At 64.1% G+C, this 23,012-nt stretch carries 22 protein-coding genes and 1 pseudogene; 13 read left to right on the plus strand and 10 right to left on the minus strand.

Annotation, left to right across the window (positions count from 1 at the left end):
- Positions 1-2: 2 nt before the first annotated feature.
- Positions 3-2,501 carry a GNAT family N-acetyltransferase gene (locus tag A3E1_RS0125050; protein WP_020523539.1) on the plus strand — a complete coding sequence of 833 codons (2,499 nt, stop codon included), beginning with the start codon at positions 3-5 and terminating at the stop codon, positions 2,499-2,501.
- Here A3E1_RS0125050 and sigB read toward each other — a convergent pair.
- Positions 2,498-3,424, minus strand: a complete 927-nt coding sequence (gene sigB, locus A3E1_RS0125055; RefSeq protein ID WP_020523540.1) for an RNA polymerase sigma factor SigB — start codon at positions 3,422-3,424, stop codon at positions 2,498-2,500. The genes A3E1_RS0125050 and sigB overlap by 4 nt on opposite strands.
- 86 nt (positions 3,425-3,510) lie before the next feature.
- Here sigB and A3E1_RS0125060 point away from each other — a divergent pair, with 86 nt between their 5' ends.
- The 6 genes from A3E1_RS0125060 to A3E1_RS0125085 all read left to right on the plus strand — a co-directional run bounded on the left by A3E1_RS0125060 (position 3,511) and on the right by A3E1_RS0125085 (position 10,036).
- Entirely contained in the window at positions 3,511-4,260 is a 750-nt protein-coding gene (locus A3E1_RS0125060; RefSeq protein ID WP_245571359.1) for a sporulation protein, read from the plus strand.
- Positions 4,261-4,348: 88 nt separating this feature from the next.
- The gene (locus A3E1_RS0125065; protein WP_040391626.1) at positions 4,349-6,070 is read left to right on the plus strand and encodes an ABC transporter family substrate-binding protein; all 1,722 of its coding nucleotides are present in this window, start codon (positions 4,349-4,351) and stop codon (positions 6,068-6,070) included.
- 69 nt (positions 6,071-6,139) lie between these two features.
- Positions 6,140-7,129 (plus strand): ABC transporter permease, encoded by a 990-nt coding sequence (locus A3E1_RS0125070; protein WP_020523543.1) that lies wholly within the window; start codon positions 6,140-6,142, stop codon positions 7,127-7,129.
- Positions 7,126-8,037 (plus strand): ABC transporter permease, encoded by a 912-nt coding sequence (locus A3E1_RS0125075; protein WP_020523544.1) that lies wholly within the window; start codon positions 7,126-7,128, stop codon positions 8,035-8,037. Before A3E1_RS0125070 ends, A3E1_RS0125075 begins: the two co-directional genes overlap by 4 nt.
- On the plus strand, positions 8,034-9,032 hold the full coding sequence (locus A3E1_RS41930) for an ABC transporter ATP-binding protein (protein WP_020523545.1): 999 nt from the start codon (positions 8,034-8,036) through the stop codon (positions 9,030-9,032). The genes A3E1_RS0125075 and A3E1_RS41930 overlap by 4 nt, the downstream gene beginning before the upstream one ends.
- Positions 9,029-10,036: an ABC transporter ATP-binding protein gene (locus A3E1_RS0125085; RefSeq protein ID WP_020523546.1), complete on the plus strand. Its 1,008-nt coding sequence runs from the start codon at positions 9,029-9,031 to the stop codon at positions 10,034-10,036. The genes A3E1_RS41930 and A3E1_RS0125085 overlap by 4 nt, the downstream gene beginning before the upstream one ends.
- Here the strand turns inward: A3E1_RS0125085 and glsA are convergent.
- From glsA to A3E1_RS0125105, 4 genes are read right to left on the minus strand one after another with little or no spacing between them, the layout of a single operon-like run.
- Positions 10,033-10,983, minus strand: coding sequence for a glutaminase A (glsA, locus tag A3E1_RS0125090; protein ID WP_020523547.1), 951 nt, complete (start codon positions 10,981-10,983; stop codon positions 10,033-10,035). The genes A3E1_RS0125085 and glsA overlap by 4 nt on opposite strands.
- Positions 10,983-12,698: an SLC13 family permease gene (locus A3E1_RS0125095; protein WP_020523548.1), complete on the minus strand. Its 1,716-nt coding sequence runs from the start codon at positions 12,696-12,698 to the stop codon at positions 10,983-10,985. The genes glsA and A3E1_RS0125095 overlap by 1 nt, the downstream gene beginning before the upstream one ends.
- Positions 12,695-14,317 carry an AbgT family transporter gene (locus A3E1_RS0125100; protein ID WP_020523549.1) on the minus strand — a complete coding sequence of 541 codons (1,623 nt, stop codon included), beginning with the start codon at positions 14,315-14,317 and terminating at the stop codon, positions 12,695-12,697. The genes A3E1_RS0125095 and A3E1_RS0125100 overlap by 4 nt, the downstream gene beginning before the upstream one ends.
- Complete coding sequence (locus A3E1_RS0125105) at positions 14,314-15,768, minus strand: leucyl aminopeptidase (protein WP_020523550.1); 1,455 nt, start codon at positions 15,766-15,768, stop codon at positions 14,314-14,316. The genes A3E1_RS0125100 and A3E1_RS0125105 overlap by 4 nt, the downstream gene beginning before the upstream one ends.
- A 90-nt stretch (positions 15,769-15,858) precedes the next feature.
- Between A3E1_RS0125105 and A3E1_RS0125110 the strand changes: the two genes are divergently transcribed.
- The gene (locus A3E1_RS0125110) at positions 15,859-16,284 is read left to right on the plus strand and encodes a hypothetical protein (RefSeq protein WP_157631717.1); all 426 of its coding nucleotides are present in this window, start codon (positions 15,859-15,861) and stop codon (positions 16,282-16,284) included.
- On the opposite strand, the gene A3E1_RS0125115 is transcribed toward A3E1_RS0125110, so the two are convergent.
- A complete protein-coding gene (locus tag A3E1_RS0125115; RefSeq protein ID WP_157631718.1) occupies positions 16,265-16,951 on the minus strand; it encodes an LPXTG cell wall anchor domain-containing protein in 687 nt (228 codons plus the stop codon). The genes A3E1_RS0125110 and A3E1_RS0125115 overlap by 20 nt on opposite strands.
- Before the next feature lie 23 nt (positions 16,952-16,974).
- Positions 16,975-17,499, minus strand: coding sequence for a CGNR zinc finger domain-containing protein (locus A3E1_RS0125120; protein WP_020523553.1), 525 nt, complete (start codon positions 17,497-17,499; stop codon positions 16,975-16,977).
- Between the two features lie 37 nt (positions 17,500-17,536).
- Between A3E1_RS0125120 and A3E1_RS45050 the strand changes: the two genes are divergently transcribed.
- Positions 17,537-18,208: a hypothetical protein gene (locus A3E1_RS45050; protein WP_020523554.1), complete on the plus strand. Its 672-nt coding sequence runs from the start codon at positions 17,537-17,539 to the stop codon at positions 18,206-18,208.
- Here the strand turns inward: A3E1_RS45050 and A3E1_RS41940 are convergent.
- Positions 18,144-18,692, minus strand: a complete 549-nt coding sequence (locus A3E1_RS41940) for a VanZ family protein (protein WP_020523555.1) — start codon at positions 18,690-18,692, stop codon at positions 18,144-18,146. The genes A3E1_RS45050 and A3E1_RS41940 overlap by 65 nt on opposite strands.
- A gap of 30 nt (positions 18,693-18,722) precedes the next feature.
- On the opposite strand from A3E1_RS41940, the pseudogene A3E1_RS41945 reads away from it, so the two are divergent.
- The 4 genes and pseudogenes from A3E1_RS41945 to A3E1_RS0125150 all read left to right on the plus strand — a co-directional run bounded on the left by A3E1_RS41945 (position 18,723) and on the right by A3E1_RS0125150 (position 21,986).
- A pseudogene (locus A3E1_RS41945) lies at positions 18,723-20,155 on the plus strand (DUF7782 domain-containing protein).
- Positions 20,143-20,565: a D-aminoacyl-tRNA deacylase gene (gene dtd / locus A3E1_RS0125140; RefSeq protein WP_020523556.1), complete on the plus strand. Its 423-nt coding sequence runs from the start codon at positions 20,143-20,145 to the stop codon at positions 20,563-20,565. Before A3E1_RS41945 ends, dtd begins: the two are co-directional and overlap by 13 nt.
- Before the next feature lie 75 nt (positions 20,566-20,640).
- Positions 20,641-21,372 (plus strand): hypothetical protein, encoded by a 732-nt coding sequence (locus A3E1_RS0125145; protein WP_020523557.1) that lies wholly within the window; start codon positions 20,641-20,643, stop codon positions 21,370-21,372.
- Between the two features lie 32 nt (positions 21,373-21,404).
- Positions 21,405-21,986: an HhH-GPD-type base excision DNA repair protein gene (locus A3E1_RS0125150; protein ID WP_026208826.1), complete on the plus strand. Its 582-nt coding sequence runs from the start codon at positions 21,405-21,407 to the stop codon at positions 21,984-21,986.
- Here A3E1_RS0125150 and A3E1_RS0125155 read toward each other — a convergent pair.
- The gene (locus A3E1_RS0125155; RefSeq protein ID WP_020523559.1) at positions 21,983-22,534 is read right to left on the minus strand and encodes a GNAT family N-acetyltransferase; all 552 of its coding nucleotides are present in this window, start codon (positions 22,532-22,534) and stop codon (positions 21,983-21,985) included. The two genes, A3E1_RS0125150 and A3E1_RS0125155, sit on opposite strands and share 4 nt — an antisense overlap.
- Positions 22,531-23,010, minus strand: a complete 480-nt coding sequence (locus A3E1_RS0125160; RefSeq protein WP_020523560.1) for a DUF6232 family protein — start codon at positions 23,008-23,010, stop codon at positions 22,531-22,533. Before A3E1_RS0125160 ends, A3E1_RS0125155 begins: the two co-directional genes overlap by 4 nt.
- Between the last annotated feature and the right edge of the window lie 2 nt (positions 23,011-23,012).

Consider the following 23,012-nt stretch of genomic DNA (forward strand, 5'->3'; position numbering starts at 1 on the left):
CGATGACAGGCCGTGCGGCAGACGTGCTGCTCTCCGATGGCACCACGGTCCACTTGCGACAGATCGAGCCGTCGGACGCGGACGCGCTCGTCGCCATGCACAGCCGCTTTTCTGAGCGCACCCGTTATCTGCGCTTCTTTTCCCCATACCCGCGGATTCCCGCTCGTGATCTGGAAAGGTTCGTCAACGTCGACCATTCCAGTCGCGAAGCGCTGGTTATCCTTTCCGGGCCAAACATGGTGGGCGTCGGGCGTTACGAGCGCCTGGGCCCAGACGCTCCCGACGCCGAAGTCGCGTTCGCCGTCGAGGACGCGTATCAGGGCCGCGGCGTCGGTTCCGTTCTGCTGGAACATCTCGCGGCCGCCGCCCGGGACGCGGGCATCGAGCGGTTCGTCGCGGAAGTGCTGCCGGCCAACGACGCGATGCTGCGGGTGTTCGCTGACGCGGGCTATGAAGTCACCAGGCGCTACGCCGATGGGGTCGTCCACTTGGTCTTCCCCGTCGCTCAAACGCAACGTTCCCTTGCGGTGCAATGGGATCGCGAACACCGCACCGAAGCCCGGTCAGTGGCCCGGCTGATCCGCCCACAGAGCGTCGCCGTTTACGGAGCGAGCGCCTCTGGCCGTGGCGTGGGCGCCGCGATCCTGTCGCACCTCACCTCCGGCGGTTTCCCCGGCGCGATTTACGTGGTCCACCCCCGTGGTCCGCTAACGTCCCTTCGCGACGCTGTCGCCGCACCCCTTAGCTCTGCACCTGTAGAGGCGGAGCTGCCGCATAAAACTGCCCCTATAGGTGCAGAGCAAAGGGGCGAGCAAGCACAGGTTGACCTGGCGATTGTCGCGGTGCCGCCGGCGAGACTCGGTGCGGTCGTCGCCGACGCCGGCGCCGCTGGAGTGCACGGACTGCTGGTCATCACGGAACTCGATCCCGCACAGCGACGGGAACTCGTGGCACAGGCCAGAGTGCTGGGGATGCGGGTCATCGGGCCGGGAAGCCTGGGCATCGCCGATCACGTGGCGAAGCTGAACGCGACGCTCGTGCCACGCTTGCCCGCCGCGGGACGGGTGGCCCTGTTCTGCCAGTCGGGAACCCTTGGGCTGCAACTGCTCGCTGAAGCAGACCGGCGCCAGCTCGGGTTGTCGTCGTTCGCGAGCGCGGGCCGCCGGGCCGATGTGTCCGGCAACGATCTGCTGCAGTTCTGGGCCGATGACCCGGAGACCGACCTCATCGTGATGTACCTGGAAACGTTTGGAAACCCACGTAAGTTTTCGCGGATCGCCCGGGAAGTCGGGCGGCGCAAGCCCATTCTGGTGCTAGCAAGCGAGACAGGAGTCGGGTCCACGCTGGACAGGTCGGCCCTCGACGCGCTGCGGGCGCAATCTGGCGTCATCGAAGCGGGAACGGTCTCGGAACTGTTTGACACGGCAGGTGTTCTGGCGACGCAGCCGCTGCCCGCTGGTGACCGCATCGGCATCGTCAGCAACGCCTTCGCCTTGACGGCGCTCGCCGGCGCGAGAGTGCGCGGGGCAGGGCTGCGTGTGGGACGCGCCGGTGCCGTTGGCCCGGCAGCCTCGGCCAGTGAGCTCGCCGCGGCGGCACGCACCACTTTGGACAGTGAGGACGCCGACGCCGTGCTGGTGATCCTCGCCCCGCCCCTGCCCACCGGACCGCTCGTGGCCACGGAAGCGGCCATCCTGGAGCCCTATCGGCAAGTGCTGCGTGACGTGGCTGAAGGAGCGGACAAGCCGTTTGTGGTCATCAGCCTGCTCGACAGCACGATCGAAGAGGCTGTTCGGGCACTGGCGCATGCGGCCAAGCGGGCGGCCTGGTTGCGTGAGCCGCCCGGAACGTTCCCGGAACCGGTCAACGCTTCTGTGTCCACTTTGGAGGAAGCACTCGACGCCTACGGCATCCCGGTGCTGCCTTCCGTGCTCGCCTCGGGAGCCAAAGCCGTGACGGCAGCGGCTAAGCGCCTGGGCTATCCCGTCGCCATCAAGGCGGTGGAGCATCAGCATCGCATTGACATAGGCGCCGTGCGGCTCAATCTCGGCGACGAGAAGGTACTCCGTAAGGCCTACAGCGACTTGGAAGCCATCTTCGGTCCCGAAGTCGTCGTGCAGCCCATGGCCGCACCAGGAGTGGCCTGCCGGCTGGAAATCCGCGACGACCCCGCTTTCGGGCCCGTTGTGGGATTCGGCTTGGGCGGACCGGTCGCTGAACTCGTTGGCGACCAAGCCTGGCGGGCCGCCCCACTGTCCGATCTGGACGCGGCCGGTCTCGTGCGCGCGCCCAAAGCGGCGGCCCTGCTGGCCGGCGCCGATCTCGCTTCGCTCGCCCAGCTGCTAACGAAAGCCGGGCAGCTCGCCGACGAGGTCCCCCGGTTACGGAGCCTGACCCTCAATCCCGTTCTGGTGCACGAAAAAGGCTGGACCGTCCTGCACGCCGAAGGCGAGATGGACGATCCAGCCGAGCGACCCGACTCGGGGCCGCGCAAGCTTTAGGCGGCGTAAGCGGTGAGGCGGGCGCCCCGCTCGCCGTTACGCAGCTTGTGCAGTGTGGTCTTTTCGATCTGGCGGATGCGCTCGCGGGACAGGCCGAACTCCTTGCCGACCTCGTCTAGCGTGCGGGCGCGGCCGTCATCGAAACCGAAGCGCAGCCGGATGACCTGCTGCTCTCGCTGCGACAGGGTCGACAGCACGATCTCGACCTCGTCGCGCAGCTGGCCCTGGATGAAGGCGTCCTGCTGCGGCGTCGCGGCGATGAAGTCAGCTAGCGAGCTTTCGCCGTCTTCGCCAACGGTTTGGTCGAGGCTGACCGGTTCACGGTCGTAGGAGATGAGCTCGATGACCTGGTAATCCTGAATGCCCAGCGCGGTCGCGACCTGAGCGATCGAGGGCTCGCGGCCCAACTGCACCGCGAGGTCACGCCGCACGCGGACCATCCGGTTGACCTGTTCGACCATGTGCACCGGGATGCGGATGGTGCGCGCCTGGTCGGCCATGGCACGGGTGATGGCCTGGCGGATCCACCAGGTGGCGTAGGTGGAGAACTTGTAGCCCTTGGCGTAGTCGAATTTCTCGACGGCGCGGATGAGGCCGAGGTTGCCTTCCTGGATCAGGTCGAGGAAAGCCATGCCACGCCCGGTGTAGCGCTTGGCAATGCTCACCACGAGCCGCAGGTTGGCCTCCAGCAAGTGATCCTTCGCGGCCTTGCCTTCGCGTGCCACGATCGCCAGATCGGGGTCGGTGGCACCGTTTTCCATGAGGTGCTCGGCCATGAGCCCAGCCTCAACACGGCGGGCCAGTTCGACTTCCAGTTCCGCGGTGAGCAGCTTGGTGCGGCCAATCAGATTGAGGTACGCCCGTACCAGATCTGAGGCAATGCCGCGCTCGTCGATCTCGTCAAGGTCCAAAATGGAGGTCATCGCCCTCTCCCCGTTGTGCGTTGTCGTTGTTATTACTGTGGCGGGCATCGTGTGAAATGGGTGTGAGCACTAGACGCTTTGCAGGGGTGGATATTTCAGTGATTAGGCGGCTAATGCAGGCATTTGGCGCAGGCGGACCGATGGTTAGAACCGAACTTTCGGTCGGCATCTGCCAGCCGGGCGGCAGGTTACAAGGTGAAGTCGAGTTGACGGGTGGGGATCATCAAGTCAAAGCGGGATATGTCGCTCTTGTCCTTCTGACATCGTTGCGAACCGGCGGCGTACAGGAATTTTACCGGTGCCGTGTGACAGAAAACTTCACGCTGAGCGCCGGGCAGCGACTGGTGCTGCCCTTTAGCTGTGAGGTGCCGTGGGAGGCACCGCTGTCGATGCCGGGCGTGGAGCTCAGCCTGCGCACCGAGCTGGAAATCGCGCGAGAAGTCGACCGAAGCGACGTCGATCCTATTGAGATCACGCCAACGCTGGCGCAACAGCGCATTCTGCGGGCGGTCCAGGAACTCGGGTTTCAGTTCGCCCGCTCGCATGTGGAGCGTGGGCTCCTGCCGGGGCTGCCGCAAACTCTGCCGCTATATCAAGAGATTGAGTTCGCTCCTGGCAACACATATTCCCAAAATGTGAACCAGCTGGAGGTCACGTTCGTCGGGACCGAAGACAAGCTTCATGTAGTGCTCGAATGCGACCGGAGGGTGGGACCGCTCGCTGATCGTGATGTCTTTGGTCGATTCGTTGTTGATCCATCTAACATCTCAGACACCGATTGGCAAGGGCTGTTATCCGACTGGTTGATCCAATTAGGAAAGCGGCGCGCTCTATAACGACATGGCAAAGATCTCGATGTGACTATTCTGCGATGGCCATCCCAAAGCGTTCCCTAGGTGCACCCACACTGGAGGGAACATGCAGATGTATCGCCGAACCAAAGGCCAATTAGGAATTGCCGCAGTTGCCGCCGCGGTTCTTGCTCTGGCCGCCTGTAGCGCGACGCCAGATGGCGGCTCCGGCCCGGAGTACTCGGTTGGCTTCGCTGACTGTGTTCAGAAGCCGAACGAGTGCAACACGGGCAAGGTCAAAAAAGGTGGCACGATCACCTATGCGATTGGCAAGGACATCAAGGCATGGAACACACTGTCCAGCGCCGGCAACACGCTGGAATACTCACACGCGCTGTTTGGTGTGCTGCCACGGGTTCACCACTACTACCCTGACCTGTCGGTCCAGGTAAATAAAGAACTCGTTGACTCCGTAGAGATCACGAGCAAGAGCCCGATGACGGTTGTCTACAAGCTCAACAAGAACGCGGTCTGGAACGACGGCACCGCCATCTCGGCCGAAGACTTCATCTACGCCTGGAAGGTGCAGAACAAGAAGGACTGTCCCACCTGCACCCCGGCGAGCACGGCCGGTTTCGACCAGGTCACCTCGGTGACGGGCAGCGATGGTGGCAAGACCGTCACGGTCGTGTTCACGAGCCCTTACCCGGACTGGCAAGCGATGTTCCTGCCGCTCTACCCGGCACACATCGCCGCCACCAAGGGCGACCTCGCGACGAGCTTCAAGTGGTTCGAGACCAACGTCCCGACCTACTCCGCTGGCCCGTACAAGATTGAGAAGTTCGAGCCGAACTTCGCGCTCACGCTCGTGCCCAACGAGAAGTACTGGGGCACCAAGCCGGCTCTCGACAAGGTCATCTACCGCATCATCACCAGTGACGCGCAGCTGATCCCGGCCCTGAAGAACAAGGAAGTCCACGCGATCTCCCCGATCCCGACGGCCGACCTCATCACACAGGCCAAGCAGTTGCCCGACTCGCACTGGTTCCTCGGCAAGTCGATGTCGTGGGAGCACATCTACACCAACCTGAAGAACCCCGCGCTGGCCGACAAGGCGTTGCGTGAGGCCATCTTCACCGCGATCGACCGCAAGGGCATCATCGCGAAAACTGTTGGGCAGTACGCTCCGGACACGCAGCCGCTCGGCAGCCATAACTTCTTCCCGGGCATGCCTGCGTACAAAGACCACGTCACGCCAACCGGCCAGGGTTCTGGTGATGTGGAAAAGGCGAAGGGCATCCTGACGGCCGCCGGTTACAAGATCGAGGGTGGCAAGCTCTTCGACAAGACGGGCAAGGCCGTGCCGCCACTGCGGATGCGCCACACGGTCGGAAACATGTTGCGCCAGAACAGCTGTGAGCTCGTTCAGGCGTCGCTGAAGCAGCTCGGCATCGACGTGCAGATCGTGCCTACGGACAACCTCGGTGGCACGTTGTCGTCGGGTGACTTCGACATGATTATCTTCGCCTGGGTCGGCAGCCCGCTGCGTATCGGTGCGGCCAAGCAGATCTGGAACAGCACCAGCTCTAGCAACTACGGCAAGTGGGTCAACGCCGAGTCGGACAAGCTGATCGCTGAGGCCAACGGACTGGTTGGCGAGGACGTCAAGGCGTTCGAGCTGCTCAACAAGGCCGACGAGATCATGACCAAGGACGCCTACGTGCTGCCTTTGTTCCAGCGGGAGATCTTCCTCGCCTCGGACAAGTTGTACACCAACATCCGTCCTAACCCGACCAACCACGGTTCCGTCTACAACGTCGGCCTCTGGGCCGCGCTGGACACCACGGCTCAGTAAGAGTCCTGGCAAACGCGGGTCCCGGGTGCGCAAACACCCGGGACCCGCTGCAAAGGTGGGAGAGAACGCATGTTCGCCTTCGTGATCCGGCGGTTGCTCATTTCGATTCCGGTGCTGCTGGTCGCCTCGTTCCTGGTGTTCATCATGGTGACGCTGATGGGTGATCCCCTCGACGCGCTGCGGGTGACCAATCCGCCGACACCACCGGAAACCATTGCCCTTGAAGCACAACGGCTGCATTTAGACCTGCCCTGGTACGAGCGATATTGGCACTGGCTGACCAACGCGCTGCAAGGCGATTTTGGGCCGTCCGTCAACAAGACTGAGAACATCAATGAAGAAGTCTGGGGCCGTCTCGGGGTGACACTGCGGCTGGTGTTCGTCGCCCTCGCCGTGGCTCTGGTGCTCGCGATCGTCACGGGCGTCGTCAGCGCGGTCAAGCAATACTCCAAAATGGACTACACCGCGACTTTCTTCGGCTTTCTGTTCCTGGCGATGCCGTCGTTCTGGCTGGCGATTCTGCTGAAGGAAGCCGGGATTCTGCTCAACCAAGCCGATGGCGATCCGCAGAGCCGTGTCTTCTACACCTATGGCGACCGCTCGGTGCTCTTAGAGGATGACAGCGCCTGGGGCCGGTTCGCCGATATCGCCGGGCACATGATCCTGCCGACCATCGCGCTCGCACTGATCACGTTTGCCTCGTGGACCCGGTTCCAGCGCTCGTCGATGCTGGAAGTGCTTGGCAGCGACTACATCCGGCTGGCCCGTGCCAAAGGACTGCGCTGGCGCAAAGTGCTGACCAAGCACGCACTGCGCACGGCACTGATCCCGTTGGTGACGGTCACGGCGCTGGATTTCGCGGGCATCCTCGGCGGAGCCGTCATCACCGAACAGGTCTTCGGCTGGCATGGGATGGGGCAGTACCTCATTGACTCCATCACCACCCGGGACGCCTACGCCGTCATGGCCTGGCTGCTCATCGCGGGGACCATCGTGGTCATCTTCAACCTGATCGCCGACCTGCTCTACGGCGTCCTGGACCCAAGGATTCGGATATGACCGAGCAGCTTCAGATAACGCCGGAAAAGGCGGTCAGTTCCAAGGAGTTCACGGTCCAGGAGCGCAGTCAGTTCCAGATCGTGCTGCGGCGCTTCATGCGGCACCGGCTAGCGATGGGAAGCTTGTTCGTCTTCATCTTGATCGTTCTATTCGCCTACGCCGGTGCCGCGCTGTGGAAATACAGCTACACCGACATCACTCCGGACAACTCGATGCCGCCTTCATGGGAACATCCCTTTGGGACGGACAACCTCGGCCGTGATGGCTTGGCCAAGGTGATGCGGGGCTTGCAGCAGTCACTGAAGATCGCATTATCCGTCGCCGTCATCGGCATCGTCATGGGCACGGCGTGGGGAGCGATCGCTGGCTACTTCGGGCGGCATGTCGACAACTTGCTCATGCGCTTCGCCGACATGGTGATCATCCTGCCCGGCATCGCGGTGGCCGCATCGCTTGCCTCGATCAGCCAAGGCGCGTGGTGGTCCATCGCGCTCATCATCGGCGGGCTGGCGTCGGCCAACGTCTCGCGCCTCATTCGCGGGCTCGTGCTTTCCTTGCGGGAACAGGACTTTATCGAAGCCGCACGCGCCCTCGGAGCCAGTGACAGCCGGATCATCTTGCGGCACCTCGTGCCCAATGCGCTCGGCCCGACGATCGTCAGCGCGACGATTCTGATCGCCGTCGGCATTCTGGCCGAGACCGCGTTGTCATTCCTTGGATTCGGGGTACAACCGCCGGACAGCTCGCTCGGTTTGCTTATCCAGCAAGCACAGAGCGCGGTCAACACCAGGCCGTGGTTGTTCTACTTCCCCGGGTTCTTCATCATCCTGATCGCTTTGACCATCAACTTCATCGGTGACGGCCTGCGGGACGCTTTCGATCCAAAACAAACGAGGGTACGCCGGTGAGCAGTGAAGTTTTGCTTGAGGTTGAGAACCTGACCGTCGAGTTCCCCACCGACGACGGCACGATCGAGGCGGTTCGTGGGGTGAGCTATGAACTCAAACGGGGCGAGGCGCTCGGCATCGTGGGGGAGTCCGGCTCCGGTAAGTCGGTCACCTCGATGGCGGTGCTCGGCCTGCTCCCCAAGTCGGCCCGCGTCAGCGGGTCCGTGAGGTTCATGGGCAAGGAGTTGCTCGGGCGGTCTGACGCTGAACTTAGCGACTACCGGGGCAAGCACATCGCCATGGTGTTTCAGGACCCGCTGGCCTCACTGAACCCGGTTTACACCGTGGGGCATCAGATCGCTGAGGCGGTGCTGGTGCACAACGATGTGGGCAAGCACGAGGCGAACAAACGGGCGCTGGAACTGCTGGAGATCGTGGGCATTCCGCATGCGCGGCAACGGCTCACGGCGTACCCCCATGAATTGTCTGGTGGCATGAAACAGCGGGTCGTCATCGCGATCGCGATGGCCAACAACCCGGATGTCATCATCGCGGACGAACCAACGACGGCGCTGGATGTGACGGTGCAGGCGCAAGTCCTTGAGGCGCTGGAGACCGCGCGCAAGGCGACCGGCGCGGCACTCGTGCTTATCACGCACGACTTGGGTGTCATCGCCGGGCACGCCGAACGGTTGTGTGTCATGTATGCCGGGCGGCTCGTCGAGACGGGAACAGTTGACGACATCTTCTACACACCGCGAATGCCTTACACCATGGGGCTTCTGGGCAGCCTGCCGCGCATCGACACCAAGACACGGCTCGTTCCGATCAGCGGAGCGCCGCCATCGCTGCTGAACATGCCCTCGGGCTGCCCGTTTAGCCCGCGGTGTCCGCTCGTAACCGCTCGTTGTGACGCTGAGGAACCCACGCTCTATCACGTTGCGGCCGGCCATGGCGCGGCCTGTCACTACCACGAGCGGCTGATCGACGCCAAGCCCGAGGAGATCTTCCGATGACGACCGTGCTCAAGGTGCAGGACCTCGTGAAGCATTTCCCGGTGCGTTCACGTGGGGTGGTCCGGCGCAAAGTCGGTGAGGTGCACGCGGTCTGTGGTGTGTCACTGGAGCTTGAGGAGCGCAAAACGCTTGGCCTTGTTGGAGAGTCGGGCTGTGGCAAGACGACGCTGTCGCGCTTGCTGCTGAACTTGATTCCGGCGACAGCGGGTTCGGTCGTCTACGGCGAGCGGGATGTGCTCAAGTTGAGCCGCAAGCAAATGCGTCCCCTGCGGCGGGATCTGCAGATCGTGTTCCAGGACCCGTTCGCGTCCCTTGATCCGCGCATGACGGTCGCTGAGCTGATCGCCGAACCGTTGCGGATCCACGGGTTCTACGCCAACGGTGGCCGGGAAAAGGTGCGCAAACTGATGAAGCAGGTCGGGCTGAACCCCGAGCACGCCAACCGGTTCGCGCACGAGTTCTCCGGCGGACAGCGCCAGCGCATCGGCATCGCCCGTGCTTTGGCGCTGGAGCCTAAGGTCCTGCTGCTCGACGAGCCAGTGTCGGCATTGGATGTCTCGATCCGCGCCGGTGTCATCAACCTGCTCGCGGACCTGCAGCAAGAGTTCGGGCTGTCTTATCTCTTTGTGTCGCATGACCTTTCGGTGGTGCAGCACGTCGCCGACCGGGTCGCTGTCATGTACCTGGGACGCATCGTCGAGATCGCACCCACGGAAGCACTGTTCACCCGGGCGGCACATCCCTATACGCAGGCGCTCATTTCGGCGATCCCGGTGCCGGATCCGCGCAAGGAGCGCACGCGGCGGCGCATCATCCTCGCCGGAGACGTGCCGAGTCCCGTGAACCCTCCGTCGGGCTGCCGTTTCCGCACGCGTTGCTTCAAGTTCGCGACACTGTCCGAGCCTGAGCAAGCCAAGTGTGTCAGCGAAATCCCCGCACTCATCGACCGTGGTCACGGACACCCGGCCGCCTGCCACTACGCCGAAGCGGCCGCCATGATTTAACGGCGCGGTGAGGAGAAGAAGAGGTCGAGACCGAGTTCCCGGGATAGGAAAGCGGCGGCGAGCTGGCCTTTGACACTGTTGCCCGCGGCGTCTAGCCGCGGCGCGAAGGTGCCGAGCCCGCCCTTGCCCGGGGACACGGTCACGATCCCGCCACCGACACCGCTTTTGCCGGGCAGGCCGACGGTGTAGAGCCAGTCGCCAGACGTTTCGTAGAGCCCGGCGGTGGTCATGACGGCCAGCGCGGCGTGGCAGGCGTCGGCCGCGACGACTTGCTCACGGGTGACCGGGTTGACGCCACCGTGGGCGAGCGTGGCGCTCATGACGGCGAGATCGGTGGCGGTGACGAGTAAAGAACACTGTCTGGTGTAGAGGTCGAGGGCTTCCACATAGTCACCGCCAAGCAGGCCATAGCTGGCGAGCAGGGCGGCCAGCGCACGGTTGCGGTGGTTTGACGCGCGGGCCGAGGCGAGCACTTCTTCGTCGAGGTCGAGTGGGCGGCCGGCGAACGCCGACAGTCCATTGTGGAGGAAGCTCCAGTCGGGGGCATAGCTCGTGGTCGCGATAGCGCCCGGGTTCACCATCGGGTTGGTGCGGCCGCCGGGCGACTGCTCCATCGCGGTGATCGAGTTGAACGGCAAGCCGGTCGCGTTGGCGCCGATCAGGGTGCGCACTTTCGGAGTACCCATAAGGTTGGCCACGAGGGCGAAGACGAAGGGCTTGGAGACGCTCATGATGGTGAATGGCGTGGCCGCGTCGCCTGCACTGGCGGTGGAGCCGTCGACGGAGGCGACGCAAACGCCGAACAGGTCAGGGTTCATGCTCGCCAAAGCGGGGTAGACATTGGACACCGTCCCCGCGGGTTCGGCCGAGAAGCGCTGGTGCGCTTCGGAAACGAGCGCCTGCACCCGGGCCAACGGCGGCAACTGACCGGTGGAAACATAAGCCATCAGAACCGCCAGAAGACCGGGACGACAAGCACAGCAACGACGCCGAACCATAGCAGCAACGGCAGGCCGAGCTTGGAATAGTCGCCGAACCGGTAGCCGCCAGGGCCTTTGACCATCATGTTCGCCGGGGTGGCGACGGGCGTCAGGAACGAAGCGGCGGCGGCGATCGCGACGCACATCAGCACGGGCCGCAGCGATACGCCGAGTGACGTGGCCGCCGAGATGGCGATCGGGGTGATGATCAGCGCGGTAGCGGTGTTGCTAATCATCTGGCCCAGGATGGCCGTGAACAAGAAGATGCCCAGCAGCAGAATCCGTGGGCCGCTGCCGCCTACAAGACGGACTAGAGCGTCCGCGATGATGTCAGCGGCGCCGGACTGCTGAATCGCGACCGACATCGGAATCATCGCGCCGACGATGATGAGCGTCGTCCACGAGATGCCGCGATAGGCCTGCGGCATCGTGATCACGCCGAGCACGACCATCGCCCCGGCGGCCAGTAATGCCGCCACCGCAAGCGGAACGGCACCGGTCGCGAGAAGCACGATCATCGCGACGAGCACGCCGATGGCGCGTTTTCCAGCGTTGCCAAGCGGAGCGGCCTGTGCGCGGATAGTGCCCGGCTGGTCAACCGCGAGCACGCCCGGGTCCGCGTCGATATTGCGGTCGAGTGCTTTCCAGGTGCCTTGCAGCAGCAGCGTGTCGCCAGCGGCAAGAGTCGTTGGCTTCTGGCCGTTGCCGCGCTCCACGGCGAGGACGACGAGATCTCCGCTCTCGGTGACCATGCCCGGAAACACTTGGCTCCCAATGAGACTGGACCGTGGGCTGACGACGACCTCGGCGACCCCGAGGTCGGGCGTGATCAGGGCACCCTCGACGTGGCTGGAAGCCGGTTCCGGCAGGAAGGTCAGGTCGTGTTCGGCAGCGAATCGCTCCACTGTGGACTGAGGACCGCGCACGATGAGGATGCCGTCTTGGGCCTGCTTGCCGACGATGGTGATGCCGTCGGGTGGGGTCACCGTGCGCGTGGCCTGGAGGCGGTAGACGTTCTCATCCAGCCGGTACTGCTTGACCAGTGTCCTAGCGTGCTGACTCAAGTCAGGCGGAATCGAGCGCGGGGTGCGGACGGGCAGTAGCCGGCGGCTGAACAACATGATGATGACGATCGTCCCGGCGAGCAACGGCAGGCCCGTGAGCGCGAACTCGAAGAACCCGAACGGTTTCGCCCCGTTGTCGCGGGCCGCCTCGGTCACGATGACGTTGATGGGAGTGCCCGTCAGCAACAGCATCGACCCGGCGTGCGCGGCGAAGGCCAGCGGCAAGGCCAACTGCGAGGGCGACTGCCGGGTGCGCACAGCCATCAGCACGACCATCGGCAGCAGGGCGGCCACGGCTCCGTTGACGCTGATGAGGGCGGTCAGCCCGGCCACGAGGAGCATGGTGACGAGCAGCGGGTTGCCCCGGCTCATCAACCGCTGGCCGGCCCAAGCCGTGACTCCACTGACATCCAGGGCGGCGCTGACGACGAACAGCGCCGCGATGAAGATGACGACTGGATCGCCGAAGCCGCTGAAGATCTGGTCCGCACCAAGCACTCCGGTGAAGTAGAGCGCGACGGCGGAGCCAAGCGCCACGATCTCGACCGGCAGGCGGTTCCACGCGAACAGCACTACCACGGCGCCGAGCACCAGGAAGGAAAGGGCGGCTGGGCTCACTTCAGCTCGACGGGAGCGCCCGGGCCCAGCGGAATGCCCAGGAGATACCAGACGACGAAGAACAGGGTCCAGGCCAGCAAGATGATCAGCGTGTACGGAATCATCAGCGACACGACGGTGCCGACGCCGGCGTCCTTCTTGTACTTCTGTGCCAGCAGCACGATGAATGGCAAGTACACCATCAAAGGCGTGATCACGTTGGCTGGTGAGTCACCGACACGGTAAGCCGCGAGGACTGTTTGCGGCGCGACCCCGAGCCGCAGGAACAGCGGCACGAACACCGGCGCGAAGATAGCCCACTTCGGAATCACGCCCGGGATGATCAGGTCGAGCACGAACGTCACGAGGATAAACCCGATCAGCAGCCAAAGCGGCCCGATGCTAGCGCTCTCCAAGCCATCGGCCATCTTCACCGCGGCGACCGTGGCCATGTTGGTGTAGTTGAAGTACGCGATGAACTGAGCGATCACGAGCAGCATGAAGATCAGTCCACCGAGCCCGGCGAAGGTCTTGGTGATGGCGTCCATCGCGGCGGCGCTTCCGCGCAGCGTGCCCGCGCCGACGCCATAGCAAAGTCCCATCACGAGGAAGACGAGCATGATGATGAAGATCAGACCGTCCATCAACGGCGAGCCTTCGAAGATGCTGCCCGTTTCCTGGTTGCGCAGGATGCCGTTGCGCGGGACGGTCAGCACCAGCAACAGGGCAGCGACCGCGAGCAGACCGTATAGCGCGTAGCGCAGGCCACGGCCTTCGTTGCCGACATCCTCGGTTTCTTCGGTGGTGAACGTTCCGCCCCCGGTGAACTTGCCCAGCCGCGGCTCAACGATCTTCTCCGTCACGAACGTGATGAGGAACGCGAGGAAGATGGTGGAGCCGATGCCGAAGAACAGGTTGGCGGTCAGCCCGATCGAGCGGTTCGGGTCAACCAGCGCGGCCGCTTCGTTGGTCACCTCGGTCACGATGCCGTCGATGGGCGTGATGAGGATGTTCACGCCGAAGGTTCCGCCCACGGCGGCGAAGGCCGCGGCGAGGCCCGCGAGCGGATGTCGTCCCACACTCATGAACGCAACGGCGCCAAGGGGTATCAGCACCAGATAACCGGCGTCAGACGCGATCGAAGACAGGATGCCTAAGAAGACGATGATGAACGTCAAGGCCCACTTTGGTGCCACCGCAACGAGTTTGCGGATGAGTGCGCCGATGAGCCCGGCCCGTTCGGCGAGGCCGACACCGATCATCGCCACCAGGATTACGCCGACGACACCGAAGTTGGTGAAGTTGGTGACCGCTGAGGTGAAGATGAACCGGATGCCGTCGCCGGTCAGCAGGCTGCGGATCTCCGTCGTTTCGGTGTGCGTCTCAACGTCGGGGTTGTAGACCTTGTCCGGCGGGTACTCCAGCGTGGGCTCGATCGTGCCGCCGTCATAGCGCTCGGTGCCGGTGACGGGTACCGGTTCGGCGATCTCATAGGTAACCTTGACGTCCATCGCGGCGAAGATCGCTGACAGGACGATGATCAGTCCAATCAGGATCAAGAAGATCATGACGGGATGTGGAACTTTGTTACCCGCCTTCTCAATGCCGTCGAGCATCTTCTGCGAAAAGGTGCGCTTCATGACCGCTGGCCTTGGAACGTGAGCGCCAGCTCCAGCAGCAAGCGGGCGCCGAAACCGGTGCAGCCCTTGGTCCGCCACAGTGACGCGACATCGTTTTGAGCTGTGCCAGCGATATCGAGATGTGCCCACGGCACTTTGCCTACGAACTCCTCCAGGAACAAGGCCGCCGTGATGCTGCCGGCGTTGATGCCGCCCATGTTCTTCAGGTCCGCGATGTCGGAGTCGAGCTGGTCGCGGTAGCGGTGGTCGAGCGGAAGCTGCCACACGGGCTCGTCCGTAGCCATCGCGGCAGTCTCGATCTGCCGCATCAAAGAGGAGTTGTTGCCAAGCAGGCCAGCGACTTCCGGGCCTAACGTGCGCAGGCAAGCGCCCGTCAGCGTGGCGATGTCGACGATGGCGTCCGGTTTTTCTTCCACCGCCATCACGAGCGCGTCGGCCATGACGAGCCGTCCTTCAGCGTCGGTATTGACTACCTCGACCGTCTTGCCACCGTGAATGCTGATGACATCGCCCATTTTCAGTGCTGTGCCGGAAGGCATGTTGTCCGTGCACATGAGATAGCCAGTGACCGCGAGTGGACAGTCCAATTCGGACAGCATCGACATCGCCGCCAGGATCGCCCCGGCACCGGACATGTCGTTCTTCATCGTCGCGTGCACCGCGTCGGCGGGCTTGAGAGCGATGCCGCCGGAGTCATACATGACGCCCTTGCCAACGAGGATCAGGTGCTTTTCTGAACCCTCAGGCTTGTACCGTAGGCGGATCATCCGTGGTGGGTCAGCGCTGCCAGCGTTGACGCCGAGCAGACCGCCACAACCGAGCTCTATCAAGGCTTCCTTGTCGAAGACTTCGATCTGCAACCCGGTCGCCCCGGCGATTTCGGCCGCGCACTCGGCCATGCGTGCCGCGGTGAGGCGGCTCGGCGGAGCGTTGGCGAGGTCGCGGGCCAGGGCGGTCGCGCTCGCGAACGCCGTGCCGCGTTTGGCGTCAAGTTCGGCTTGCTCACCGCGTACCCGCAAAGTCAGGGAATGGAGCTCGACGGTGCCGGAGGATTTCTTGAGCGGGCTGTAGTCGTAGCGCGCCAAGAGCACGCCCTCGACGGCGGCCTGGGCGTCGCCAGCCGGCAGGTTGAGGGCGAGATCGCTGTGCCCCCGTGCCGCGAGGGCGAACGCGGCCGCGGCATCCCGGATCTCCTTGGTGCCAGCGTTTTCGCCGAGCCCGGTGAGAATGACCGGTGGGCCCTCGGCTCGCGGCAGGACAAGCGTTTGCCCGAGCTGTCCCTTGAACCCAGCGGAGGCGAGCGCATCGGGCGAAAGGCCCTCGGCTGCTTCACCAGGGCCAAGCAGCACTCCGGTCGCGGCGTTCAGTGCTCCGCTGCCTGAATCGACCGTGACCTTTGGTGTGTGCTGCCACGAAGGAACCGGATTGAAGCCATTTAACGTGGCCGCCATTCCGTAAGCATGATCTGCGGCAACCTTTCCCGTCCTGGCTTTTGCCCAAACCGGGGCACGAGAGCCGTCCGTCAGCGGATGATCGGGGTTATGCGAGCTGTAATCGCGGGGCTATTGAGTGTCGTGCTCTGGGCGCAGCCTGTGAGCGCGGATAACCCACCGCAAGTGCGGCTGTGTTTCGGGCTGGTGCAAATGCTCGACGGTGCGGCACGCATGCGGATGGCGCTCGTCAGCGGCGACGCGACCACGCTGCGGCTTGCCGCGCGTTCGGTCGAGCAAGGTTATGAAGACGCGCGGGAAGCGTCAGTGGAACTGGGCGGGCCGAATCTGGATACCGCTACGAGCGCGACGGCGAAGGTCACCGCGCTGGCCACTATCGCCAACGTGATCCGCCAGCCGGGCGTGTTCGTTCCGCCGCTTGATGAACTGGTGGCCGAGACGACAAAGCTCGCGTCAGAAGCGGATTGCTCGACCGTCCTGACGCAGCTGCCGACGCCTACTCCGACGCCGTCGTGACGGGTTCGCTGGCCCGGCGGCGCCGCCTGGCTAGGAACCAGCCGCTGACACCGACGATGCTGCCGATGATGCCGGACCATGTCGCCCAGTGGGTGGCGACCTCGCCCACGGTGTAGGCCATGGTGCGCTTGACCGGAAGGGTCAGGCTGAGCTCGTTGGTGACGACCCGCCCATCGGACAAAGGCACCTCAAGATGAGCGGTGAGGTGAAGTTTGTCCAGGGGCCGCTTGGGTTTCACGAGCCAGGTCCACAGCATCTGCACATCGGTGACAGTCGAGGCGTTGATCGCTTCAGAGGGGCTGATGTCAGCGTCTTCGGAGCTGGCGAAAAGCGTGGCCTTCACCGTCTGGCCAACCTGAACCTGGCCCGCGCTGATCGCCATGGCGCTGGGGATGAGCTTGTCAATCTTGCGTTTGACCTCGGTGCCCTCACCGATCGACAAGCCGATGCGCTCGGTGTTGCCGACGGTTAGCTCTCTTGGCGTCTGCCACTTGGCTTCGGCGTTGACGAGCTTCTGCGCGTCGTCTTCGAACTTGCCGATAGCCGTTGTGGGCGTTGCCTTTGTGGTCGGCGCTGGCGTGGTGTCATTGGGGCGGTCGGAGCCGCACCCGGACGCCAGCGTCAGGACCGTTATCAAGGCAGCGAAACCAGTGTGCAGTTTGGACACCGCCACATGATGCCATGCATCTGTCACGATCGCTTCCGGGCCCGGTGGGCGGCCACCGTTGTCCGGCTTGCGCAAGTATTGCTACAGAATTTCCGGCTTCGGTTGCGTGACTGGTCCACGAAGTATTTGCCGCAGGCTTCGGCGCCGCACTGTCCAATCGCGACATCGGGAACATCGCAGGCGATATGGGCGAGGGCTGCCGCGCAACTGCGCCCGATCCAGGTCACTCCATGCTCGCCGTCGCGGGCATGATGCAGGTGGGCCGGCCCCAGGCCGCCGTGCGTGCTGATATGCAGATCCGGTGGGTACGCCGTGAGCAGTTCATTGACCGGATCGGTTTCCCGGGTCGTGACCGCCCGCAACGCCGCCTGGAGCAACGGGAGCAGCGTGGCCATCTCGCTGGGCGTGGGTGGCTTGATGCCGTGATCCTCGATGAGGCTGCCGCTGATGCCGGGCAGCCCGTCGGCCGTTTGGTAGTTGGCCACATCGACGGCGAGCGTGGCGAGGTTACCGATGTACTGCGCATACGTGTAGGCATCATTAGTCACTTGACCACCTACCTCTCTTCATGTCAGTGTAGGCACCATGATGCATGATGCTACCTACTTAGCCCACCCCTCAACCGCGGCGGCTCTCTACCTGCAGCGGGCCGGCCAGTGGGATCTGGCGCTGACCCAGGCCGAGGGCTTCCCGGAGATCCGGGCCGAGATCCTGGCCGAGCGGTTCTTCTGGCAGAACGTGGGCGTTGACGAGGCCATCGCGGCGGCCCGCGCACTGGACTCGGCGTCATTGCGCGACGTGCTGCTGGCGCGGATTTCGTACTTCCACAAGCTTTTCCAGCTCAAGAACAATCCGCTTGAGATCGATGAGCTGGCGGTGTTCTCTTCCACCGAGGGTGCCTGGGCGGCGTTCTGGTCCGGAGTCGTGCTCGACAATGTGCATGAGCGCCCATTAGAGGCACAGGCCGCCTACGCCCGCGCGCGTTCGCTGATGGGCGACGATCCCTATCTCGAGTCCTATGTGGTCCGTCACGAGGCCTTCCACCTTCTCGAAACGGACCGCGCGGCCGCCCTCGCCGGTGCCCGGCGCTCGCTCGCCCTGCGCGCTTCGCTTGGAGCCCGCCCACAGGTCGCCGCCGCTCAAATCGCGCTGACCCACATCCTGCCCGAGGGCGACCCCGAGGTGGCCGAGCTTAAGGCGCTAGCTCACCGGACGGCCGAAGAGCTGAACCTGCCTTGGCTAAAAGCGGCTGAGTGAGGCTCCCAAGGGCGCAACCGGCAGCGTTGAGCAGAACATCGTCCACACTGAACACGCGCCCGCCCGTGAACGCGTGCTGAAGCAGTTCGAGCGTGAGCGAGAACAGCCCGCCAAAACCCAGCAGCACCAAGGGTTTAGCGCGATCCGGGAAGCGCAGGCGGGCGAAGAAGCCCAGCGCGAACAGCACCATCAGGTTGCCGCCGATCTGAAAGACCCAGAAACCCATGCCGATCTCGAACTGCTTGTAGAGGTCGGTTAGCGGGATCAAGTAAACGGTCCGCGCGCCGGGCGGCAGCTTCATCGGCGTCAGGATCATCCACACCCACGGCAGCGTGCCCAGGACCATGCCCACTTCACCGATCGAGTGGCGCAAACTGCGCGACGGGCGAAGCCTGGCGAGGATCATCGTGGCCACGACAGCCAGCGGGACCAGCAGCGCGACGTATATCCACACCCGGTGCCAGTGGTACCAGATCTGGCTCATAACGCGGCAGCTTACAGTTGACCTGTGCAAATGGGTGTTGAGGATGTGCGCAAACTGCGAAGAGCGCTACAGGACGCGGGTTTCACGGGCGACGGAATCCGGGCGCACATCGGGGCGGAGGCCACCGCCGCGGCGGGCCGTGACGACTATCGTCAGGCCTTGCTCGCGACGGAAGGCGGCGGCCCGCTCGACACCCTGATCCGGCTTTTCGTCTGCGGGGTCACCGCTTCCGACGCCGAGATTGAGGCGGCGTTAGCTCCGCTGCCGCTTAGCGTCGCGCGGTCGTCCGGGCTCATCTCGGGCAACCAGGCCGGTGTCGACCTTGACCCGTATGGCGACTGGTGGGTCCTGGCCGACCTGCCCGCCATCCCGGGACGGCAACTGCCCGCCGACCACGTGCTCGGGGTGGGCGGCGCGTCCAGCACGCTGACCTCGGCCACGATCCGGCGTCCTGTTCGGACAGCGCTGGATTTGGGGACGGGCTGCGGAGTACAGGCTTTGCATTTGTCACAGCACGCTTCAGCCGTCACGGCTACGGATCTGTCACCGCGGGCGCTTCGCTTCGCGGCGGCTAACGCGGCTCTTAACGGCCTGGAATGGGAACTGCTGCAAGGAGACTTGCTCGCGCCCGTCCAAGGACGACGGTTCGACCTGGTCGTCAGCAATCCACCGTTCGTCGTGGGCTCCGGTCTCGCGACTCACACCTACCGTGATTCGGGCCGGGCCGGCGATGGCGTGTGCGCGGAACTAGCCGCCGCCGCCCAGATCTGCTCGAAGAGGATGGCACGATTCAGTTCCTGGCCAACTGGATGCACATCGCGGGGGAGCACTGGGAAGACCGCGTCGCGGGCTGGTTCGCCGGAACCGGTCTTGACCTGTGGGCGATCCAGCGTGAAGTGCAGGACCCGCTTGACTACGTGCGGCTTTGGCTCACCGATGCCAGCGAGGATTTCGACCCGCAGCGGACCGCCCAGTGGCTCGACTGGATGGATGAACACGACATCACCGCGGTCGGGTTCGGCCTGATCACGGCCCGCCGCAGCGGTCACGACAATCCCGTCGTGGTGTGCGAAGACCTGCGCCAGCAAGTGGTTCAGCCGCTAGGCGACCGGGTTCAGGAGTGGTTCGGCCGCCAGGATTGGTTGCGTGCCAACGATGTCAGCAAGAGCCGGTTCCGGGTGGACCCTGGTTTGCAGCTGCGCCAAGAGGCGAGCATGGGTGCCGGCGGCTGGGAAGTGACCCAGCAACTGCTCGCCATGGGCACCGGATTGCGCTGGGTGGAAGAAGTTGATCCGCTGATCCTGGCGCTGGTGTCCGGATGCGACGGTTCGCTGACGCTGCGGGACCAGATCGAGCTGCTCGCCATCGCCCACGAGGCACCGGCCGACGAGCTCGAACGCGTGCTCACCGGGGTCGCGGCGCACCTCGTCGAGCGTGGGATGCTGGTGCCATGCGAGCCGTAGTCCAAACGGTCAGCCGGGCGAGCGTGACCGTGGACGGCGAGGTCACCGGCGAGATCAAAGATGGCCTGCTCGTTTTGCTCGGGGTCACCCACGACGACACCGTCTCCACAGCGGAAACCATGGCACGCAAAGTTTTTGAGCTTCGCATCCTCGACGGCGAGTTGTCCGCGTCCGACGTTGGCGCGCCCGTGCTCGTGGTCAGCCAGTTCACCCTCTACGGCGACGCCCGCAAGGGCCGCCGCCCCACCTGGCAAGCCGCCGCTCCCGCCGAGATCGCCGAGCCCCTCGTAACCACCTTCGCTGAGGCCCTGCGTGCCCGCGGCGCGACCGTCGAAACAGGACGGTTCCGCGCCCACATGCTCGTCGAAAGCGTCAACGTCGGTCCTCGTACCGTCCTGTTAGACCTCTAGCCCTCGGCCGTTTCGGGGTAAGTGGGGACGCATTGACGGAAGCGGGTTCATGACGGGCGCCCCTAGCATGACCGCGTGGCCAGCAACCAATCGTGGAAATTCAATGCTCCTCCGGGCTGGCCCGTGCCGCCGGACGGATGGGTTCCACCGCAGAACTGGCAGCCGGATCCCTCGTGGCCTGCGGCTCCGCCAAACTGGGTGTTCTGGGTGCCCGTGGGATACCAGGCGCAGCCGGGGCAAAGCAGCGGCTGGAGCACCACGGTAAAGGTGCTGGCGGGTGTGGTCTCGCTCGTGGCGACGGTTACCGCGACCTGGTTCGCCGTGATCGACAGGCCCGATCCTTATACCGCTGAGCAATGGCGGGAGAAGGCGAACATCACCTGTGAACGGTCGCTGGCCGATGTGGAGCACACGCTCACGGGCTCGATGCTGAAGGTCGCTCAGGCGATGCAGAACATGCCAGCACCGGGCCAGGTCAACGCGCAGATGGCCGAGGCCACGAACTCCGTCAGCGAGCTGGCCAGGGCGTTTCGCCGGCTCGGCGTCGATCTGCGGGCGATCGAAGTGCCCGAGGACATGCCGCGAGACGATCTCAATGAGTTCCTGGCCGCGACAGATGAGATCGCCTCGACTTTCGGCGAATTCGGCACGGTGATGGCGTCCTATCAGCTGGGTCAGGCCGACCTCGACACGATGCAGCGGGTCAGCGACCGCATGACGAACATGACCACGACGGTGATGCCCGAGTGGCAAGCCGCCAACGAGAGGCTGAAGCTCGATCGCTGCCTGCCTTTTGTGAGCGGCTAAGGGCCCGCAGAGACGTCTGGCATGCTGTGACCATGGCGAAGTTGTGGATCGCGCAGGAGAAGCCAGCCGATGACATGCTGGCGAAGGACCCGCTCGCGCTGATGATCGGCATGTTGCTGGACCAGCAGATTCCGCTGGAGAAGGCGTTCAAGGGGCCCTACGTGCTGGCGACCCGCCTGGGTGTGAAGAAGCTAGACGCCGCCACGATCGCCGACCACGACGCGCAAACGTTCAGTGAACTTTTCGCCACCGTGCCAGCGATTCACCGCTTTCCCGGTTCGATGGCCGAGCGCACGCAGAAGCTGTGCCGGGCCATCGCCGATGACTACGACGGTGACGCGGCGAAGGTCTGGACCGAAGCCAAGGATGGCAAGGATCTGTTCCAGCGACTTAGCAAACTGCCCGGCTTCGGCAAGCAGAAGGCGCAGATCTTCATCGCCTTGCTGGGCAAGCAGTTCGGGCTTGCGCTTGACGGCTGGCGGGAAGCCGCGGGCGACTACGGCACCGATGGCTCATTGCGCTCCGTGGCCGACATCGTCGACGCCAATTCACTGGCTAAGGTGCGCGAGTTCAAGAAGCAGATGAAAGCCGAGGCCAAGGCCGCGAAGGGCTAAGGATCCTTGCGCATGACCCACGCGGGGATCGGGGTCTTGGTTTCGCCGACGATGCTCCAGCCTGACCGGCGGTAAAGGTCGAGGTTGCCTGGGGTAGCGGTTTCCAGATAGGCGGGCAGCTCGTCTTTGGCGGCTTCGTCCAGCCCGGCTTGCATGGTCTGGCGCCCCCAGCGGTTGCCAGCGTGAGCTGGGTGTGTCGCCAGCACCCCGAGGTACCAGTATGGCTCGGCGGGCAGGAAATGACTGACGGACGCCTCGAAGTCGCTTATGCGGTCGACAACATGCTCGGGCAGCGGCAGGCTCATATAAGGCGGGTCAGCATCGGGGCTGTCCCACATGGACACGGACAGCCCGCCGTCGATAACCCAGACATTGCCGTCGATGACCCGCTTGTCGAACAGGTAGCCAGCCAAGGCGGCCGCCTGAGCGCGGAAGTCGTCTTTATCGAAGAAGTAATTGAAGGCGGGGTCCTCGGCGAACGCGGCGACGACCGTGTCCACCACCCGGATCCGCGCAGCCGGGGTGGCCCGCACGGCTGCAAACGTCATGCCTCCTCCAGCGCCCGCTGTACCGCCCGGTAGATCTTGCTGAACCGGGTTAAGTCGTTAGACCGTAGCAGCATTAATTCAGCGCCGTGGGTGCGGGCCCACATCTCATAGATAGAGTCGCCCTTATCGTAGGTATCGTCCACTTTGCTCAGTGCCCATTCCCAGGCCAGGGGCACTAGACCGGCCAGCAGGAGCAAGATGGCGACCGCGATCAGGGTATTGCGCGGGAAACCCAGCTGCAGCTCCAGGTAGGCCGCGGAACCGACCGCTATCAGGACAATGACGCCGGCGAACAGGGACAAAATGAGCAACACATTCAGCAGGCCACGGCTGGCGCGCCTGCTGACCACCCGCCAGTCAGGGCGGGTTTCCTTGTGCCAGACATACTCCAGGTCGGCTAGACGCCAGCTTCGGCTGTCGATGCGGAGCAGAGTCGTGGTTACCAGCACTTGATCATCGCGATATAGGGTAGTCACTA

Source organism: Catelliglobosispora koreensis DSM 44566 (assembly GCF_000379685.1).
GTDB classification, from domain to species: domain Bacteria; phylum Actinomycetota; class Actinomycetes; order Mycobacteriales; family Micromonosporaceae; genus Catelliglobosispora; species Catelliglobosispora koreensis.

Bases quoted from the DNA above. Each gene is read 5' to 3' on its own strand.
- A3E1_RS0125050 (WP_020523539.1), top strand. From the start codon at position 3: ATGACAGGCCGTGCGGCAGACGTGCTGCTCTCCGATGGCACCACGGTC.
- sigB (WP_020523540.1), bottom strand. From the start codon at position 3,424: ATGACCTCCATTTTGGACCTTGACGAGATCGACGAGCGCGGCATTGCC.
- A3E1_RS0125065 (WP_040391626.1), top strand. From the start codon at position 4,349: ATGTATCGCCGAACCAAAGGCCAATTAGGAATTGCCGCAGTTGCCGCC.
- A3E1_RS0125070 (WP_020523543.1), top strand. From the start codon at position 6,140: ATGTTCGCCTTCGTGATCCGGCGGTTGCTCATTTCGATTCCGGTGCTG.
- A3E1_RS0125075 (WP_020523544.1), top strand. From the start codon at position 7,126: ATGACCGAGCAGCTTCAGATAACGCCGGAAAAGGCGGTCAGTTCCAAG.
- A3E1_RS0125085 (WP_020523546.1), top strand. From the start codon at position 9,029: ATGACGACCGTGCTCAAGGTGCAGGACCTCGTGAAGCATTTCCCGGTG.
- glsA (WP_020523547.1), bottom strand. From the start codon at position 10,983: ATGGCTTATGTTTCCACCGGTCAGTTGCCGCCGTTGGCCCGGGTGCAG.
- A3E1_RS0125100 (WP_020523549.1), bottom strand. From the start codon at position 14,317: ATGAAGCGCACCTTTTCGCAGAAGATGCTCGACGGCATTGAGAAGGCG.
- A3E1_RS0125105 (WP_020523550.1), bottom strand. From the start codon at position 15,768: ATGGCGGCCACGTTAAATGGCTTCAATCCGGTTCCTTCGTGGCAGCAC.
- A3E1_RS0125110 (WP_157631717.1), top strand. From the start codon at position 15,859: ATGCGAGCTGTAATCGCGGGGCTATTGAGTGTCGTGCTCTGGGCGCAG.
- A3E1_RS45050 (WP_020523554.1), top strand. From the start codon at position 17,537: ATGATGCATGATGCTACCTACTTAGCCCACCCCTCAACCGCGGCGGCT.
- A3E1_RS41940 (WP_020523555.1), bottom strand. From the start codon at position 18,692: ATGAGCCAGATCTGGTACCACTGGCACCGGGTGTGGATATACGTCGCG.
- dtd (WP_020523556.1), top strand. From the start codon at position 20,143: ATGCGAGCCGTAGTCCAAACGGTCAGCCGGGCGAGCGTGACCGTGGAC.
- A3E1_RS0125150 (WP_026208826.1), top strand. From the start codon at position 21,405: ATGGCGAAGTTGTGGATCGCGCAGGAGAAGCCAGCCGATGACATGCTG.
- A3E1_RS0125155 (WP_020523559.1), bottom strand. From the start codon at position 22,534: ATGACGTTTGCAGCCGTGCGGGCCACCCCGGCTGCGCGGATCCGGGTG.